Origin of the sequence: Arthrobacter sp. YAF17, from assembly GCF_052113365.1 — a bacterium.
In the GTDB taxonomy this organism is placed as follows: domain Bacteria; phylum Actinomycetota; class Actinomycetes; order Actinomycetales; family Micrococcaceae; genus Arthrobacter.
Map to the genome: position 1 here is coordinate 92254 of NZ_JBFRDB010000002.1, position 14806 is coordinate 107059.

The 14806-nt window shown below is 67.5% G+C and carries 12 protein-coding genes; 9 read left to right on the forward strand and 3 right to left on the reverse strand.

The annotated features are described in order from the left end of the window. Nucleotides 1–73 precede the first annotated feature (73 nt). Both rimI and tsaD read left to right on the forward strand, forming a co-directional pair. The gene (gene rimI / locus AB4Y67_RS03450) at nt 74–556 is read left to right on the forward strand and encodes a ribosomal protein S18-alanine N-acetyltransferase (RefSeq protein ID WP_441404397.1); all 483 of its coding nucleotides are present in this window, start codon (nt 74–76) and stop codon (nt 554–556) included. Continuing rightward, on the forward strand, nt 553–1686 hold the full coding sequence (gene tsaD / locus AB4Y67_RS03455) for a tRNA (adenosine(37)-N6)-threonylcarbamoyltransferase complex transferase subunit TsaD (protein WP_441404398.1): 1134 nt from the start codon (nt 553–555) through the stop codon (nt 1684–1686). The genes rimI and tsaD overlap by 4 nt, the downstream gene beginning before the upstream one ends. 27 nt (nt 1687–1713) lie before the next feature. Here the strand turns inward: tsaD and AB4Y67_RS03460 are convergent, their stop codons facing one another. Then, nucleotides 1714–2865: a glutamate--cysteine ligase gene (locus tag AB4Y67_RS03460; protein WP_441404399.1), complete on the reverse strand. Its 1152-nt coding sequence runs from the start codon at nt 2863–2865 to the stop codon at nt 1714–1716. A 230-nt stretch (nt 2866–3095) separates the two neighbouring features. On the opposite strand from AB4Y67_RS03460, the gene AB4Y67_RS03465 reads away from it, so the two are divergent. Further along, nucleotides 3096–3917 carry a shikimate 5-dehydrogenase gene (locus tag AB4Y67_RS03465; protein ID WP_441404400.1) on the forward strand — a complete coding sequence of 274 codons (822 nt, stop codon included), beginning with the start codon at nt 3096–3098 and terminating at the stop codon, nt 3915–3917. Nucleotides 3918–3942: 25 nt separating this feature from the next. On the opposite strand, the gene AB4Y67_RS03470 is transcribed toward AB4Y67_RS03465, so the two are convergent. Beyond that, nucleotides 3943–5163 (reverse strand): THUMP-like domain-containing protein, encoded by a 1221-nt coding sequence (locus AB4Y67_RS03470; RefSeq protein WP_441404401.1) that lies wholly within the window; start codon nt 5161–5163, stop codon nt 3943–3945. 57 nt (nt 5164–5220) lie between these two features. On the opposite strand from AB4Y67_RS03470, the gene AB4Y67_RS03475 reads away from it, so the two are divergent. The 3 genes from AB4Y67_RS03475 to groL all read left to right on the forward strand — a co-directional run bounded on the left by AB4Y67_RS03475 (nt 5221) and on the right by groL (nt 8073). Then, the gene (locus AB4Y67_RS03475) at nt 5221–5652 is read left to right on the forward strand and encodes a hypothetical protein (RefSeq protein ID WP_441404402.1); all 432 of its coding nucleotides are present in this window, start codon (nt 5221–5223) and stop codon (nt 5650–5652) included. A gap of 433 nt (nt 5653–6085) precedes the next feature. Beyond that, nucleotides 6086–6382: a co-chaperone GroES gene (gene groES / locus AB4Y67_RS03480; protein ID WP_018773735.1), complete on the forward strand. Its 297-nt coding sequence runs from the start codon at nt 6086–6088 to the stop codon at nt 6380–6382. Nucleotides 6383–6462: 80 nt separating this feature from the next. Next, nucleotides 6463–8073 carry a chaperonin GroEL gene (gene groL / locus AB4Y67_RS03485; protein ID WP_441404403.1) on the forward strand — a complete coding sequence of 537 codons (1611 nt, stop codon included), beginning with the start codon at nt 6463–6465 and terminating at the stop codon, nt 8071–8073. Nucleotides 8074–8183: 110 nt separating this feature from the next. On the opposite strand, the gene AB4Y67_RS03490 is transcribed toward groL, so the two are convergent. After that, a complete protein-coding gene (locus AB4Y67_RS03490; protein WP_441404404.1) occupies nt 8184–9152 on the reverse strand; it encodes a DUF389 domain-containing protein in 969 nt (322 codons plus the stop codon). A 147-nt stretch (nt 9153–9299) separates the two neighbouring features. Here AB4Y67_RS03490 and AB4Y67_RS03495 point away from each other — a divergent pair, with 147 nt between their 5' ends. The 3 genes from AB4Y67_RS03495 (at nt 9300) to AB4Y67_RS03505 (ending at nt 14751) form a co-directional block, all read left to right on the forward strand. After that, nucleotides 9300–11378 carry an acyltransferase family protein gene (locus tag AB4Y67_RS03495; RefSeq protein WP_441404405.1) on the forward strand — a complete coding sequence of 693 codons (2079 nt, stop codon included), beginning with the start codon at nt 9300–9302 and terminating at the stop codon, nt 11376–11378. Nucleotides 11379–11555: 177 nt separating this feature from the next. After that, the gene (gene guaB / locus AB4Y67_RS03500) at nt 11556–13067 is read left to right on the forward strand and encodes an IMP dehydrogenase (RefSeq protein ID WP_441404406.1); all 1512 of its coding nucleotides are present in this window, start codon (nt 11556–11558) and stop codon (nt 13065–13067) included. 331 nt (nt 13068–13398) lie between these two features. Then, nucleotides 13399–14751, forward strand: a complete 1353-nt coding sequence (locus tag AB4Y67_RS03505; RefSeq protein WP_441404407.1) for a hypothetical protein — start codon at nt 13399–13401, stop codon at nt 14749–14751. The last annotated feature ends 55 nt before the right edge of the window (nt 14752–14806 follow it).

The following is a 14806-nucleotide window of genomic DNA, read 5'->3' on the forward strand; positions in this document are numbered from 1 at the left end:
AAATAACACAGGAAATAACACAGGACAGGACACCGGGCGGGCCCGGCTGCCCGGCGGGGTGACGCTGCGGGAGATGACCGCAGCGGACATTCCCGCCGTCCATGAGCTGGAGCGCAGGCTGTTCCCGGTGGACGCGTGGCCGCTGCAAATGTTCGTCACCGAGCTGGCGCATTCAGAAACCCGGCGCTACGTCGTGGCCGAACTGACCGGGCAGATTGTGGGCTACGCCGGGCTGATGTGCATCCGGCCGATCGCGGACGTCCAGACCATCGCCGTCGTGCCGGAGCAGGAAGGCAAGGGAATCGGCTCCGCGCTGCTCACCGAACTCATCCGGGAAAGCCTGCTGCGCCGCGCCGAGGACGTGCTCCTGGAAGTCCGGGCCGACAACCCCCGCGCCCAGCAGCTCTACCGCCGCTACGGGTTCGAACAGATCCACGTCCGCCGCCGCTACTACCGCGACGGCGTCGACGCGCTGATCATGCGCCTCCGGCTCAGCGCCCCCGAACCAGACACAGCCGAACCCGCCCCGACGCCCAGGGAAGCAGACCGCCCATGAACGACACCCAGCACGACGGGCCGCTGGTCCTCGGCATCGAATCCTCGTGTGACGAGACCGGCGTCGGAATTGTCCGCGGGACGCAGCTGCTGACCAACACGGTGTCCTCGTCGATGGAGGAACATGTCAGGTTCGGCGGCGTGATCCCCGAGATCGCGTCGCGCGCACACCTGGACGCCTTCGTTCCCACGCTCCGCGAAGCCCTGGCCGAGGCAGGGGTGACACTGGAGGACGTCGACGCGATCGCCGTGACGTCCGGTCCAGGGCTCGCCGGAGCCCTGATGGTTGGTGTCTGCGCGGCCAAGGCGCTCGCCGTCGCCACCGGCAAACCGCTGTACGCCATCAACCACCTCGTCGCGCACGTCGGCGTCGGGCTGCTCCGGACGGACGACGGCGGCCCGCAGGCCCTCACCGGCTTCCCGCCGGGAGCTGCACTGCAGGGGAACGCATTGCCGGATAACCTGGGCGCCCTGCTGGTCTCCGGCGGACACACCGAAATCCTGCGGATCCGCAGCATCACCGACGACGTCGAGCTGCTCGGCTCCACGATCGACGACGCCGCCGGCGAGGCCTACGACAAGGTGGCCCGGCTCCTGGGCCTGGGCTACCCGGGCGGCCCGGCGATCGACAAGCTGGCACGGACCGGCAACGCGAAGGCGATCCGGTTCCCGCGCGGACTCAGCCAGCCCAAATACATGGGGACCGCTGACGAACCCGGCCCGCACCGCTACGACTGGTCCTTCAGCGGACTCAAGACCGCCGTCGCGCGGTGCGTGGAGCAGTTCGAGGCCCGCGGCGAGACTGTGCCCGTGGCGGACATCGCCGCGGCCTTCCAGGAAGCCGTGGTGGACGTCATTACGTCCAAGGCGGTGCTGGCCTGCCGGGAGAACGGCATCACCGAACTGCTGCTGGGCGGCGGGGTGGCGGCGAACTCACGGCTGCGCCAGCTCACGGAACAGCGCTGCAGCGCGGCAGGGATCCGGCTGACCGTTCCGCCGCTGGCGCTGTGCACTGACAACGGCGCCATGGTCGCGGCCCTCGGCGCCCAGCTGGTGATGGCAGGGATCGCGCCGAGCGGCATCGGCTTCGCGCCGGATTCTTCGATGCCGGTCACCACCGTCTCGGCCTGACGCGGGCCGGCGAAGGGGCGGCCCGGTCTAGGCTTCGGGGCCCTTGCGCATCTGCTGGACCAGGTCCAGGACGACGGCGCGCAGGTCGCCGCCGTGCTCCGCCGCCACGCGCCGCTGCCGCTGGTACCCGGCGCCGCGCTCGATGATCTTCAGGACGTCTGCCAGCTCGGCGGCGCAGCCCAGTTTCACGGCGACGGGTTCCAGCCGCGCGACGGTCTCGCGGATGTGGTCCGTGACGAGCTGCTCATTGCCCGCGGCGTCGAGGATGATGATGGCGTCGAGACCGTAGCGGGCCGCACGCCATTTGTTCTCCTGCACATGCCAGGGCGGCATGGTGGGAATCGTGCCGCCGTTGTCCAGCGTGGTGGAGAACTCGTCGACGAGGCATTGGGTCAGCGCGGCGATGGCGCCGATTTCCTCCAGCGAGGCCAGACCGTCGCAGATGCGCATCTCGATGGTGCCGAAATGCGGGACCGGCCGGATGTCCCAGCGGATCTCCGAGAGCGAGTCGATCACTCCGGTGGTGAACATGTCCTGGGCGTAGGCCTCGAAGTCCTCCCAGGTGGCGAACTGGAACGGCAGACCGGCCGTGGGGAGCTGCTGGAACATCAGGGCCCGCTGCGAGGCGTATCCGGTGTCCTCGCCACCCCAGAACGGGCTGGACGCGGACAGCGCCTGGAACTGCGGGAAGTAGTTCACCAGGCCGTCCAGAACGGGAAGCACCTTGTCCCGGCTGTCCAGGCCCACGTGCACGTGCACGCCGTAGATCACCATCTGGCGGCCCCACCACTGCGTCCGGTCAATGAGCTTGGCGTAGCGCTCCTTGTCCGTCACCGGCTGGAGCTGCGGGGGGCTGAACGGGTGGCTGCCCGCGCAAAAGACCTCGACGCCCATGGGATCGGTGACATCACGGACGGCGGCGAGGGAACTGCTCAGGTCCGCCTTTGCCTCGGCCACGGTGTTGCAGATGCCGGTGACGAGCTCCACCGTGTTCAGCAGCAGCTCCTGCTTGATGTGCGGGTGCTCGTCGTCTTCGTTCAGTTCGGGATGCTTCGCGGCGACACCGCGGAGGACCTCCTTGGCCACGGAGGCAAGCTCGCCGGTTTCCGCGTCAACAAGGGCGAGTTCCCATTCCACACCAAGAGTTGATTGCCTGGATGAAGCGAAATCAATCTTCATGTGGTCCCTTCATTGTTTAGCTGTCGTTTTTCCCCGCCGGGGCCGGCAACGTCACGGGCGGATTCGCCGGACAGTTGGGGAGGCAAGAGTGGTCCAAGTCTAGTGCAGGGGGCGCATCGAGCCGGCGGGCAGAGTGCACCGAAAACGTGAAAGTGTTCACAAAGCCGTCGGATGGGGGCGCAGCGCCCGCGCACCAGCCCTTCCCTCCCCGCCTGGCGTTTAATGGAGGGGTGCCCATCCTGAATAAAGACATGACCCTGTGCATCTCACTCTCGGCCCGGCCGAGCAACAACGGGACGCGCTTCCACAACCACCTGTATGAACAGCTCGGCCYGAACTGGATCTACAAGGCCTTCGCCCCGACAGACCTCGCCCAGGCGATCGCCGGCGTGCGCGGGCTCGGAATCCGCGGCTGCGCCGTGTCGATGCCGTACAAGGAGGACGTCATCGCCCTCGTGGATGTGATGGACCCCTCCGCGAAGGCCATCGACTCGGTCAACACGATCGTCAACGACGGCGGCACACTCACCGCCTACAACACCGACTACACGGCGATCGAGCAGCTGCTGGCCCGCAACAGTGTGCCCTCCTCGTACTCGGTCCTGCTGAAGGGTGCCGGCGGCATGGCCAAGGCCACCGCGGCCGCGCTGCGCGACGCCGGCTTCCGGAACGTCACCGTGATCGCGCGCAACGAGGAAACGGGTCGGGCGCTCGCCGGGCTCTACGGCTTTGCCTGGCGCGCCGACGTCGATTCGTCCGCGGCCGCCGACCTGATCATCAACGTGACCCCTGTCGGTATGGCGGGAGGCCCCGAGGCCGACTCCCTGTCCTTCCCCCCGGAGGCAGTGGACGCCGCGAAGGTGGTCTTCGACGTCGTCGCGCTCCCGGCCGAGACCCCGCTGATCAAGGCCGCCCGGGCGGCCGGCAAAACCGTGATCACCGGCGCCGAAGTCGCCACCATCCAGGCGCTGGAGCAGTTTGTGCTGTATACCGGGATCCGGCCCAGCGACGAACGGGTCCGGGCAGCCGAGGACTTCATGCGGGCCCAGTAGCCCGCCGGAATCCGGAGAACCAGCCCTAGACCGGTTCCACCGAAACGGCCACCCGCTCCTCGCCGATCCTGGTGAGGACCAGGGTGGCCGTTTTCCTGCCCTTGTTCTTTCCGCCGCCCGGGAGGAGCTGTTTGCGGAGCTCTTCCGGGGTGACCGACGTGCCGCGCTTCTTGATATCCAGGACTCCGATGCCCTGGTCCTTGACCCAGGCCTTGAGTGCCTTGACGTTGTAGGGCATCACGTCCAGCACCTTGTAGGCCCGGGCGAAGGGCGTGTCGCGCAGTTCCGGGGCGCAGATGTAGGCGATGTGCTCGTCCACGAGGTGCCCGCCCAGCTGGAGCGCGACGTCCGCCACCAGCCCGGCGCGGATGACGGCGCCGTCGGGCTCATACAGGTATCCCTCGACGGGCCCCACCGGGGCGGCCGGGCCGCCGTCGAAGTCCTCAGAACTGGTGAGCTCCGCCGCCCCGGCGGGGCCGAGCAGGAGCGCCGCCCGCCGGATCCCCGGACGCCGGACCGCGTTGAACCACAACGCCACTTCGGTGACGTCCCCGCCAACGGACACCCACTGGGCTTCGCAGCCCTTGGGGACAGAGTCGTGCGGCATGCCCGGGCCCATCTTCACGCCCACGGCCAGGCCGGCGCCGGCCAGCGACTCAACGAAGGACAGCGGCGGGGAGAAGTCCTCCGGATCCCAGATCCGCTTGGTGCCCGAGGTGGAGGTGGTGCGGCGCGCCGGATCCAGCCAGACTCCGTCCATTGCGTCGAGGGGCACCGTCGTCGCATCGGCATGGACCACTGTGGCGTTCCGGAAGGGGATCAGGTTCATCGTGGCGCAGGCCGCCGTCGTCTCATCCATTTCCACCGCCGTAACGGTCAGGTCCAGCGAGGCGAGCGCCATGGCGTCGGCGCCGAGGCCGCAGCCGAGATCAGCCACGTGCTGCACGCCGGCCTCCGCGAAGCGCTGCGCGTGCCGGGCCGCCACGGTAAGCCGGGTGGCCTGCTCCAGGCCCGCCTGGGTGAAGATCATCTGCCGGGCGAACTCGCCGAACTTGGCTTCCGCCTTGGTTCGGAGCCGGGACTGGGTGAGTACGGCGGAGACGAGTTCGGGGGAGTGGCCGGCCTTCCGGAGGGAGGCGTTGAGGCGGAACGCCTCGTCCTCCCGGTACGGGCCCAGCGACGCCAGCAGCTCCCAGCCTTCGGGGTTAAGGAGCGGGGCTATCTGGTCCTGCGGTGCGTCAGCCATGGTCACAAGCCTAGTTCAGGGCGCCGGTGGGGCCGTGCGCCCGATAGGCTTGACGGCATGGATGACAGCGGCGCAGCAAACGACGGCACGGACGAAAACTACCGGGAGGTCGACGCCGCACAGCAGGACGCCGACGGCGGCCGTCCCGCCCGCCAGGGGCTCGCCCGCTACGCCCGGCCGGCACTGATCGCCGGAGCCGTCATCGCGGTCGTCTGCGCGGCGCTGCTGGTCATCATCTTCTTCCTGGACTCCTTCAACGCCACCGTCTATTCGGTCGGCGGCAAGGACGTTACGGACGCCACCGACGAGGCGAAGTCCATCCGCGAGAGCTACGCCGCGGCCCGCATCGGCGGCATCGTTTTCCTGATCACCGGAATTGTCCTGGCTGCGGCGGGAGGCCTGGTGCTGTACCGGCACCGCAACGAGCCGGGCCCGGACGACGAGGACAACGGCGAGGACGTGGACTTCGAGGACCTCGGCGGCCGGTAGTCACCAACGCCTGCTGGACATGCCCCGCTCCCGTCATTCCGGGTGAACATGTCCCTCCGCGAAGCCCTTGAACCGCGGGGCATGTCAATTGCTTGGCGCGGGCAGGGGGCATGATGCCAATGTGTCCATCGGCCGCAACAAGGTATGGACATGTCCCTCTGCGCAGCCCGCGAAAAATGGGCATGTCCCTCTGACGGTCCCGAACAAACCGGCATGTCCACCGGGTAAAAGCGTTCACCGGGAACGAACTTCTGGCACTCACCTTGACCGAGTGCTAACTACTTACATAGAGTCGTCATTAGCACTCTCCCTAGGAGGGTGCTAACACCTGAAGCTTGACAGCCAGGCTGCTGCCGGCACCGCGACGACGGTCTGTACGCCTGGGCACCACAGCTTTAAAGTCCACGAATTTGCTGACGAATAGGAGAGGTCCTTGTCGGTCTCTATTAAGCCTCTTGAGGATCGTATTGTTGTCCGCCCGCTCGAAGCCGAGCAGACCACGGCTTCCGGCCTGGTTATCCCGGACTCCGCGCAGGAAAAGCCGCAGGAAGGCGAAGTTGTTGCAGTAGGCCCCGGCCGCTTTGACGACAACGGCAACCGCGTTCCCATCGATGTTGCCGTTGGCGACGTCGTCATCTACTCCAAGTACGGTGGAACCGAAGTCAAGACCGGCGGCACCGAGTACCTCGTGCTCTCCGCCCGCGACGTTCTCGCGATCGTCGTAAAGTAACTCTCTTGGACCCCGTGCAGCAGACCCTTTCGCATTGAATGGATCAGTTGCGCGGGGTTCTGTCTTGAAAGGACAAAACCATGGCAAAGCAGCTTGCGTTTAACGACGCTGCCCGCCGGTCGCTTGAAGCCGGCATCGATAAGCTCGCCAACACGGTCAAGGTGACGCTCGGCCCGCGCGGCCGCAACGTCGTGCTGGACAAGAAGTGGGGCGCCCCCACGATCACCAACGACGGCGTCACCATCGCCCGTGAAGTCGAGCTGGACGACCCGTACGAGAACCTTGGCGCGCAGCTTGCCAAGGAGGTCGCCACCAAGACCAACGACGTTGCCGGCGACGGCACCACCACCGCTACGGTGCTGGCCCAGGCCCTCGTCAAGGAAGGCCTCCGCAACGTTGCGGCCGGCGCCGCCCCGGGCCAGATTAAGCGCGGCATCGAGGTCTCTGTCGAGGCCGTCGCCGCCCGCCTGCTCGAAAACGCCCGCCCGGTCGAAGGCACCCAGGTCGCCAACGTCGCCTCCATCTCCGCCCAGAGCGACGAGGTCGGCGAGCTCCTGGCCGAGGCATTCGGCAAGGTCGGCAAGGATGGTGTGATCACCATCGAGGAATCCTCCACCACGCAGACCGAACTGGTCCTCACCGAGGGCATGCAGTTCGACAAGGGCTACCTGTCCCCGTACTTCGTCACCGACGCGGAACGCCAGGAAGCAGTCCTCGAAGACGCGCTGATCCTGATCAACCAGGGCAAGATTTCTTCCGTCCAGGACTTCCTGCCGCTGCTGGAGAAGGCGCTGCAGAGCTCCAAGCCGCTGTTCATCATTGCCGAAGACGTTGACGGCGAGGCTCTGTCCACGCTGATCGTCAACCGCATCCGCGGCACCCTGAACGTTGTTGCCGTCAAGGCGCCGGGCTTCGGCGACCGCCGCAAGGCCATGCTGCAGGACATCGCCACCCTTACCGGTGCGCAGGTTGTCTCGCCGGAACTGGGCCTCAGCCTGGACACGGTCGGCCTCGAGGTGCTGGGTACTGCCCGGCGCATCACGGTGACCAAGGACAACACCACCATCGTTGACGGCGCCGGATCGGCCGAGGACGTCGCAGCCCGGGTTTCCCAGCTGCGCGCCGAGCTGACCCGCACCGATTCCGACTGGGACAAGGAAAAGCTGCAGGAACGCCTGGCCAAGCTGGCCGGCGGCATCGGCGTGATCAAGGTTGGCGCTGCCACCGAGGTCGAGCTGAAGGAAAAGAAGCACCGCATCGAGGACGCCGTGTCCTCGACCCGCGCTGCCCTTGAAGAAGGCATCGTTGCCGGCGGCGGCTCCGCCCTCATCCACGCCCTCAAGGCGCTCGACGAGGACCCGGCTGTCCAGGCACTCGAAGGCGACGCTGCCGCTGCTGTTGGCATCGTCCGCCGGGCGCTGACCCAGCCGCTGCGCTGGATCGCCCAGAACGCCGGCTTCGACGGCTATGTCGTCGTCGCCAAGGTGGCCGAATCGGCTGTCAACCAGGGCTTCAACGCCAAGAGTGGCGTCTACGAAGACCTGATCGCGGCCGGCGTCATCGACCCCGTGAAGGTAACGCGTGCGGCCCTCCGCAACGCGGCTTCCATCGCGGCACTGGTGCTCACCACGGAAACCCTCGTGGTCGAGAAGCCGGCTGACGAAGACGCGCACGCGGGCCACAGCCACTAGCTCCAAGCCGCTGCAGTCCAGGCCGGTCCGGCGTCAGCCGGGCCGGCCTTTGCTGTGCCCGCCCGGGTGTGCGCCGGCCTGCCCCGTCCTGCCCCAGGAGGGCCGGGTGCCTAGCGCTGCGCCCGCGGTGTCTTGCGCCTCAGGCGCACCGCCGCGGCGTCGGGCAGCCGTTTGGTGACGAGGCGGTAGAAGACCAGCACGGCAACGGCCGCCGCCACGATGCCCACCAGGTTCAGGGCCAGTTGAAGGGCGGAACCCGCCGCTTTCTCATACTCGCCCAGCACCAGCGCGACGGCCACGAATCCGGCGGCGGGGACCGTCGTCACGGAAATGAAGACGCCGGTCAGGGCGGCGGAGCGCCCGGTGATCACGGACAGCATTCCGGCGATGCCGGCCAGCACGGCGACGATCAGCGAGTACGGACCCGGGTGGTAGATAAAGTCTGCTGCCGAGCCCCGGTCCAGGACATCGGCGGGGAAGAGGCCCAGCGGGACGGAGAGCCAGGCCGTGAAAGCCGCTGCCAGCATGGCGACGGGGAATCCGACGCCGAGGGCGAGCGCGGCGCGCCGGCCCAGGCTCCATTGCCGCCGCACGAGCGCCACGGCCAGCGCCGCCAGCGGGCCGAACTCAGGACCCACAGCCATCGCTCCGACGATCAGAATTGTCGAGTCCGTGACGATGCCGATGGCCACCAGCTGGGTCGCCAGGATGAGGAAGGCAAGGAAGCTCCACGTCAGCCTCGAGTCTTCGCCCGTCTGCCGGGACACCTCGTCCCAGATCACGGCGTCCGCGCCTTCGCCGGGCGCGTCGGCGCTGGCCTTGTCCGCCCGGTCGGAGAGCACCAGCTCCGGCATGGTGACCGAGATCGACCCCTGCTCCTGGACATTCAGGAGATGGAGCTTCTCCACCAGCCGCTCCACGGACTCCCGCGCCAGCAGGACATGGATGACATCCCCCGGAGGGAGAACGGACGCGCCCGGCTGGCGGGACACCTCGGCGACGCCAACCACGTCGGTGGAGCAGTTCACTACGGCGTCGGACAACTCTTCCGGGACACAAATGCGCAGTTGTGCGATCACGATGCGGCCTCCTCTGGCTCGTTACAGGGTAGCCGCCGGAACCGCTGAACACGGGCGGAGAGGAGGCCCCCTCGCCGCCGTGATTGGCCAGACAAATTACGGTTCGGTAACATTGACGTTTTGGAAACCTGCCTGAAGGGGCTTCTTGTGTCGAACGAGCGAACAACGGCCGGCCCGCAGGCAGCGGACCCGGGTTCCGAGGTACGCGCAAAAGCAGGCTACCGGCCCGAGGTCCAGGGCCTCCGAGCCCTCGCAGTCCTCATGGTGGTCACTTACCACGTGTGGCTCGGCCGGGTCTCCGGCGGCGTCGACATCTTCCTGCTGATCTCGGCCTTCCTGATGACCCTCAGCTTCGCCCGCAAGGTCGAAAGCGGCAAGCCCCTGCGTCTGGCGGGCCACTGGCTTCACCTGCTCAAGCGGCTGTTGCCGGCCGTCGTCGTCGTGATCCTTGGCGTCCTGGTCGGGACCCGGCTGGTCCTGCCCCAGAGCCGCTGGCCGGACGTGCTGGACCAGGCGTGGGCCTCACTGTTCTACCGGCAGAACTGGCTTCTCGCGGACACCGCCGTCGACTACTACGCGCAGGACCACGCAGGGGCCAGCCCGCTGCAGCACTTTTGGTCGCTGTCCATCCAGGGCCAGGTTTTCCTGCTCTGGCCGCTCGTGTTCGCCGGCGCAGCCGTGCTCCTGCGCCTCCTCCGCCGGACCCCGGTCGGCCGCAGGGTGAGCTACGCCGCCCTCCTGGCCGCGGCTTTCGGTGCGATTTTCGTTGTATCTCTCGCGTTTTCCATCGACCAGACCGTCACGAACCAGTCCTACGCCTACTTCGATACCCGGACCCGGCTCTGGGAATTCGCCCTCGGCTCGCTGCTGGCGCTTGCGCTGCCGCACCTTCGGCCCGGCAAAGCGCTGCGGGTGGCCCTCGGCTGGGCGGGTCTCGCCGCGATGCTCTCCTGCGGTCTGCTGCTGACCGTGGACCGCTCCTTCCCCGGCTTCATTGCGCTGTGGCCGACGCTGGCCGCCGCCGCCATCATCGTGGCCGGACAGAGCGGCAGCCGCTTCGGCGTGGACCGTTTCCTGACCTGGAAGCCGCTGGTGAAGCTCGGCGACAACTCCTACGCCCTGTACCTCTGGCACTGGCCGCTCCTGGTGCTGGCCCTCGCCGGGACGGGCATCACCAACCCGAACCTGGTCCAGGGCCTCGCAATTGTTTCCGCGTCGATCGTGCTCGCCGTGCTGACCACCCGGTTTGTGGAGAAGCCGCTGCGCGACTGGCACTGGCCCCAGCGCCGCGTCTGGCGCACCGCCGTCGTGATCGCAGCATGCGGCGCCCTGCTGGCCGGGCCGGTGTCCGTATGGCAGAGCAAGATGATGGCGGATGAGGCCGTTGCCGCCGCGCAGCCGAGGGAACTGACCCCCGGCGCGGCCGCCCTGGCCCCCGAAAATGCCGGCAAGCCGACGCCGGAGGCCAAGATCATCCCGGCTCCCGTGGCCATGAAGAACGAGTGGGCCGACATCGACGGGCTGTGCACCGACGGAAACGTCCCCGGCGACCCGCTGCTCGCGGGCTGCCTGCAGAACAGCCGGCCGGACAAGGTCACCAAACGCATCGTGGTGCTCGGTGACTCCCACGCCCAGCAGTACATGGCCGCGCTCGGCCCGATCGCCCGCAGCCACGGCTGGGAAGTCGTCGCCCTCCTGAAGGGCAACTGCCGCTTCGGCGGGGAGTCCCCGGAAAGGGACGCCGAATGCAACGCCTTCAACAAGGCCAGCGCCCAGTACGTCCTGGACCACCGGCCCGACGCGGTGTTCACCGTCGCCTCACTGACGCACAAAGACGCGCCCTTTGAGACCGAGGTGCCGCAATACCTCGAAGGCATCGAGCCCTTCACCGCCGCCGGCATGGACGTGGTCGGCATCCGCGACAACCCCCGCTTCAACATGAACATGCCCGAATGTGTCCAGAAGAACGGACCCGACGCCGTCAAGTGCAACGTTCCGCTGCAGGAGTCCCTTGCCGAGTCTTCACCTCTGGACGCGTACCGCGGGAAGGTTCCGCGTCTGCACCTGATGGACCTCAGCGACTTCATCTGCGCCGATGGGATCTGCCCGGCCGTGGTCGGAAATGTGTACGTCTACAAGGACGACAACCATCTGACCAAGACCTATGTCCAGACCATGATCCCCATGTTCGAACGGCGGCTGCTGAAGGCCACCGGCTGGACGTGACGGGGCGGCGTCACCGGGCCGGTGCCGTTGCTCACATTAGCGCCCCGGAATATGGGGATCGGCGCCAAGGTTCTACTATTTATTCAACACTTCTGCACAGGCCATGCCCGTAATGACGGGCTGGTCATCTGTTGCAATCCCTACCCGTAACCCGTACCCAAGGTAAGAGGCGCACTCATGACCCAGCCCGAACACAATCCCTTCGGCTTCATCGGACTGACGTACGACGACGTCCTGCTGCTGCCCGGCCACACCGACGTGATCCCCTCCGAGGCCGACACTTCCTCCCGGATCTCCAAGCGCATCTCGGTCCAGACCCCGCTGCTCTCCGCCGCGATGGACACGGTCACCGAGTCGCGGATGGCGATCGCCATGGCGCGCCAGGGCGGCCTCGGCGTCGTGCACCGCAACCTTTCCATCGCCGACCAGGCGGACCAGGTGGACCGGGTCAAGCGCAGCGAATCCGGCATGATCACCAACCCGCTCACCATCGGCCCCGAGGCCACGCTCGCCGAGCTGGACGAGATCTGCTCGCACTACCGCGTCTCCGGCCTGCCGGTCGTGGACGAGGGCATGCGGCTCCTGGGCATCGTCACCAACCGCGACACGCGCTTCGTGCCGGAAACCGACTTCCCGATCCGGCTTGTCAGCGACGTCATGACCAAGATGCCCCTCGTCACCGGGCACGTCGGCATCAGCCGCGAGGAAGCCTCGCACAAGCTGGCCACCAACAAGATCGAAAAGCTCCCGCTCGTGGACGAGCAGGGCCGGCTCAAGGGCCTCATCACCACCAAGGACTTCACCAAAGCCGAGCAGTACCCGCTGGCCACCAAGGACGAAGAAGGCCGCCTGCGCGTCGGTGCTGCCATCGGATTCTTCGGCGACGGCTGGGAGCGGGCCATGGCCCTGATCGACGCCGGCGTGGACGCGCTCTTCGTGGACACCGCCAACGGCCACTCCCAGGGTGTGCTCGACATGATCCGCCGGCTGAAGTCCGATCCCGTGGCGGCGCACGTGGACATCATCGGCGGCCAGGCCGCCACCCGCGAAGGCGCCCAGGCGCTCATCGATGCCGGTGCCGACGGCATCAAGGTCGGTGTGGGGCCGGGCTCCATCTGCACCACCCGCGTGGTCGCCGGCGTCGGTGTCCCGCAGATCACCGCCATCTACGAGTCCGCCAAGGCAGCCATTCCCGCCGGCGTGCCGCTGATCGCCGACGGCGGACTGCAGTACTCGGGCGACATCGGCAAGGCCCTGGTTGCCGGCGCAGACACCGTGATGCTTGGCTCCCTCCTCGCCGGCTGCGACGAGTCCCCGGGCGATCTGATCTTCGTCAACGGCAAGCAGTTCAAGCTCTACCGCGGCATGGGGTCCCTCGGCGCCATGCAGACCCGCGGCAAAAACACCTCCTACTCCAAAGACCGGTACTTCCAGGCCGACGTCTCCGGCGATGACAAGCTCATCCCCGAAGGCATCGAGGGCCGGGTGGCCTACCGCGGACCCCTGGCCTCGGTGGCCTACCAGCTGGTGGGCGGCCTCCGCCAGACCATGTTCTACACCGGCGCCCCGACCGTGCCCGAGCTCAAGGCCCGCGGCAAGTTCGTTCGGATCACGGCGGCCGGCCTGAAGGAATCCCACCCGCATGACATCCAGATGACCGTGGAGGCACCGAACTACGGTTCGCGCTAATCCCCGAGGCCTCCCTGACCTTGCTTCGCTGCGGTCAGGGAACCCGGGCGCCGGGGGCCCCAGCCGCTCCCTAACCTCGCAAGTCCGCACCGGCTCCCAACCCTCGCAAGCTCGGTTCGGGGCCCTCGCCGGAGCGGCTCCACGGCCAGGAACCCTGCGGGCGTGGCCCCAGCGCTGACACGCGACACACAGGCCATGGGGATCTCTCCCCATGGCCTGTCGGCGTCTGTGCAAGGTAGCCTCGAGGCTGGCCGTTGGTTCCGGGACTCCCGGACCGCGGAAAAGTGGCGCGGACAGCGGCACGGCGGCGCAGACTGCAGGGGGACAGCACGTGGCTAGTGGATTTCAGGGGGCGGACCCTGCCCAGCTCCGGCGGCTCGGCGCCCAAATGGGTGCGTCCGGCCGGACGCTGCTGGCACAGCTGGGCACGCTGGGGGCCGGCGTTGCCCAGGCACCGTGGCCAGGCCCCGACGCCGAACGGTTCCGGCACGACTGGCAGTCCAGCCACAGCAGAGCGTTGCGCCAGGCCGCCGCTTTCCTGGCCGCAGCGGGCGAGGAGCTGGTCCGCAACGCCGCGGAGCAGGAACAGGCCAGCCGGTCCGGCGGTGCCGGAACGGCAGCGGGCGCACACTCGACGGCGCCTGCCACTCCGCAACCTGCCGACCTCGACGGAAAGACGCCTGCGCAGATCCGGTCCTGGTGGGACGGGCTCGCCGCGGAGCAGCGCACGGCGTTTATTGCCGAGCATCCTGTCCTGGCCGGAAACACCAATGGCATCCCGTTCGAGGACCGCGTCCGCGCCAACGCCATCAATGCCCAGCACCGGATCGACTGGCTCCGCAGATCCGACCCGGAGCCCGAATTCAATCCGCTGATCATGGCGGCAGGGTATCCGGCCATGTACGTAAAGGAACACGAGGCGTGGGAGGCGCGGCAAGCGGGGAAGGATTACTTGCAGAGCGTAGTTGACGGAAAGGTCAAGCTCGCCGCCTACGACCCGGCGCACAGCGCGATTGTGGAAATGGTCGGCGACTACGACGCCGACACCACGACCGTCGTCACCTATGTGCCAGGAACCCGGACCAACGAGCAGTCGTTCTATGGCGGCGGCCCGCAATCCGTAGCCCAATGGCTGGTTGGTTCGGACCCAACGGAGGGCACAGTCGCTTTCGTCTACAAAGGATCCGAATTTCCCGACGGCGGCTTTGCCGAAGCCTTCTTCGACGAAGCCAAGAGCGACGATTTCGTGGCCGCGTCGGCCCCCGTGCTGCGGGATTTCCAGGCAGCCGTCGAGCTGGAGAAACCGGCCGGAGCGCAGGCAGTTGCCGTCGGCCACAGCTGGGGATTGCGGAACGTCACCGGATCCGAGGTCGCCGGCGCCCGCTACGACAAGGTCATCGCCCTGTCCGGAGCCGCGATGCCGCCGGGCTGGACAGCAGACCCAAGCACCCGGTACTCCAGCTACACGTACCCTGACATCCTGTTAACTGCGGAGCGCAGCGGAGTTGTGGGAGACAACTACCCCATGAAGGAGCCCGCCTTTGAGAAGCATGTGTACGCCCCGCCGGGAGGCAGCAACTGGCAGGAGGCCTACAGCATTGACAACCACAGCCTCATCGCCACGACGGATCCGTTCAATGCACCGGCCCTGGAAGACGTCCGAAATGAGATCCGTGCGCGGTAGGGGCGAGGTGACCGCCGGGGCCCGTCTTTGGTGCGGGGCCCTTGCCGTCAGCCTG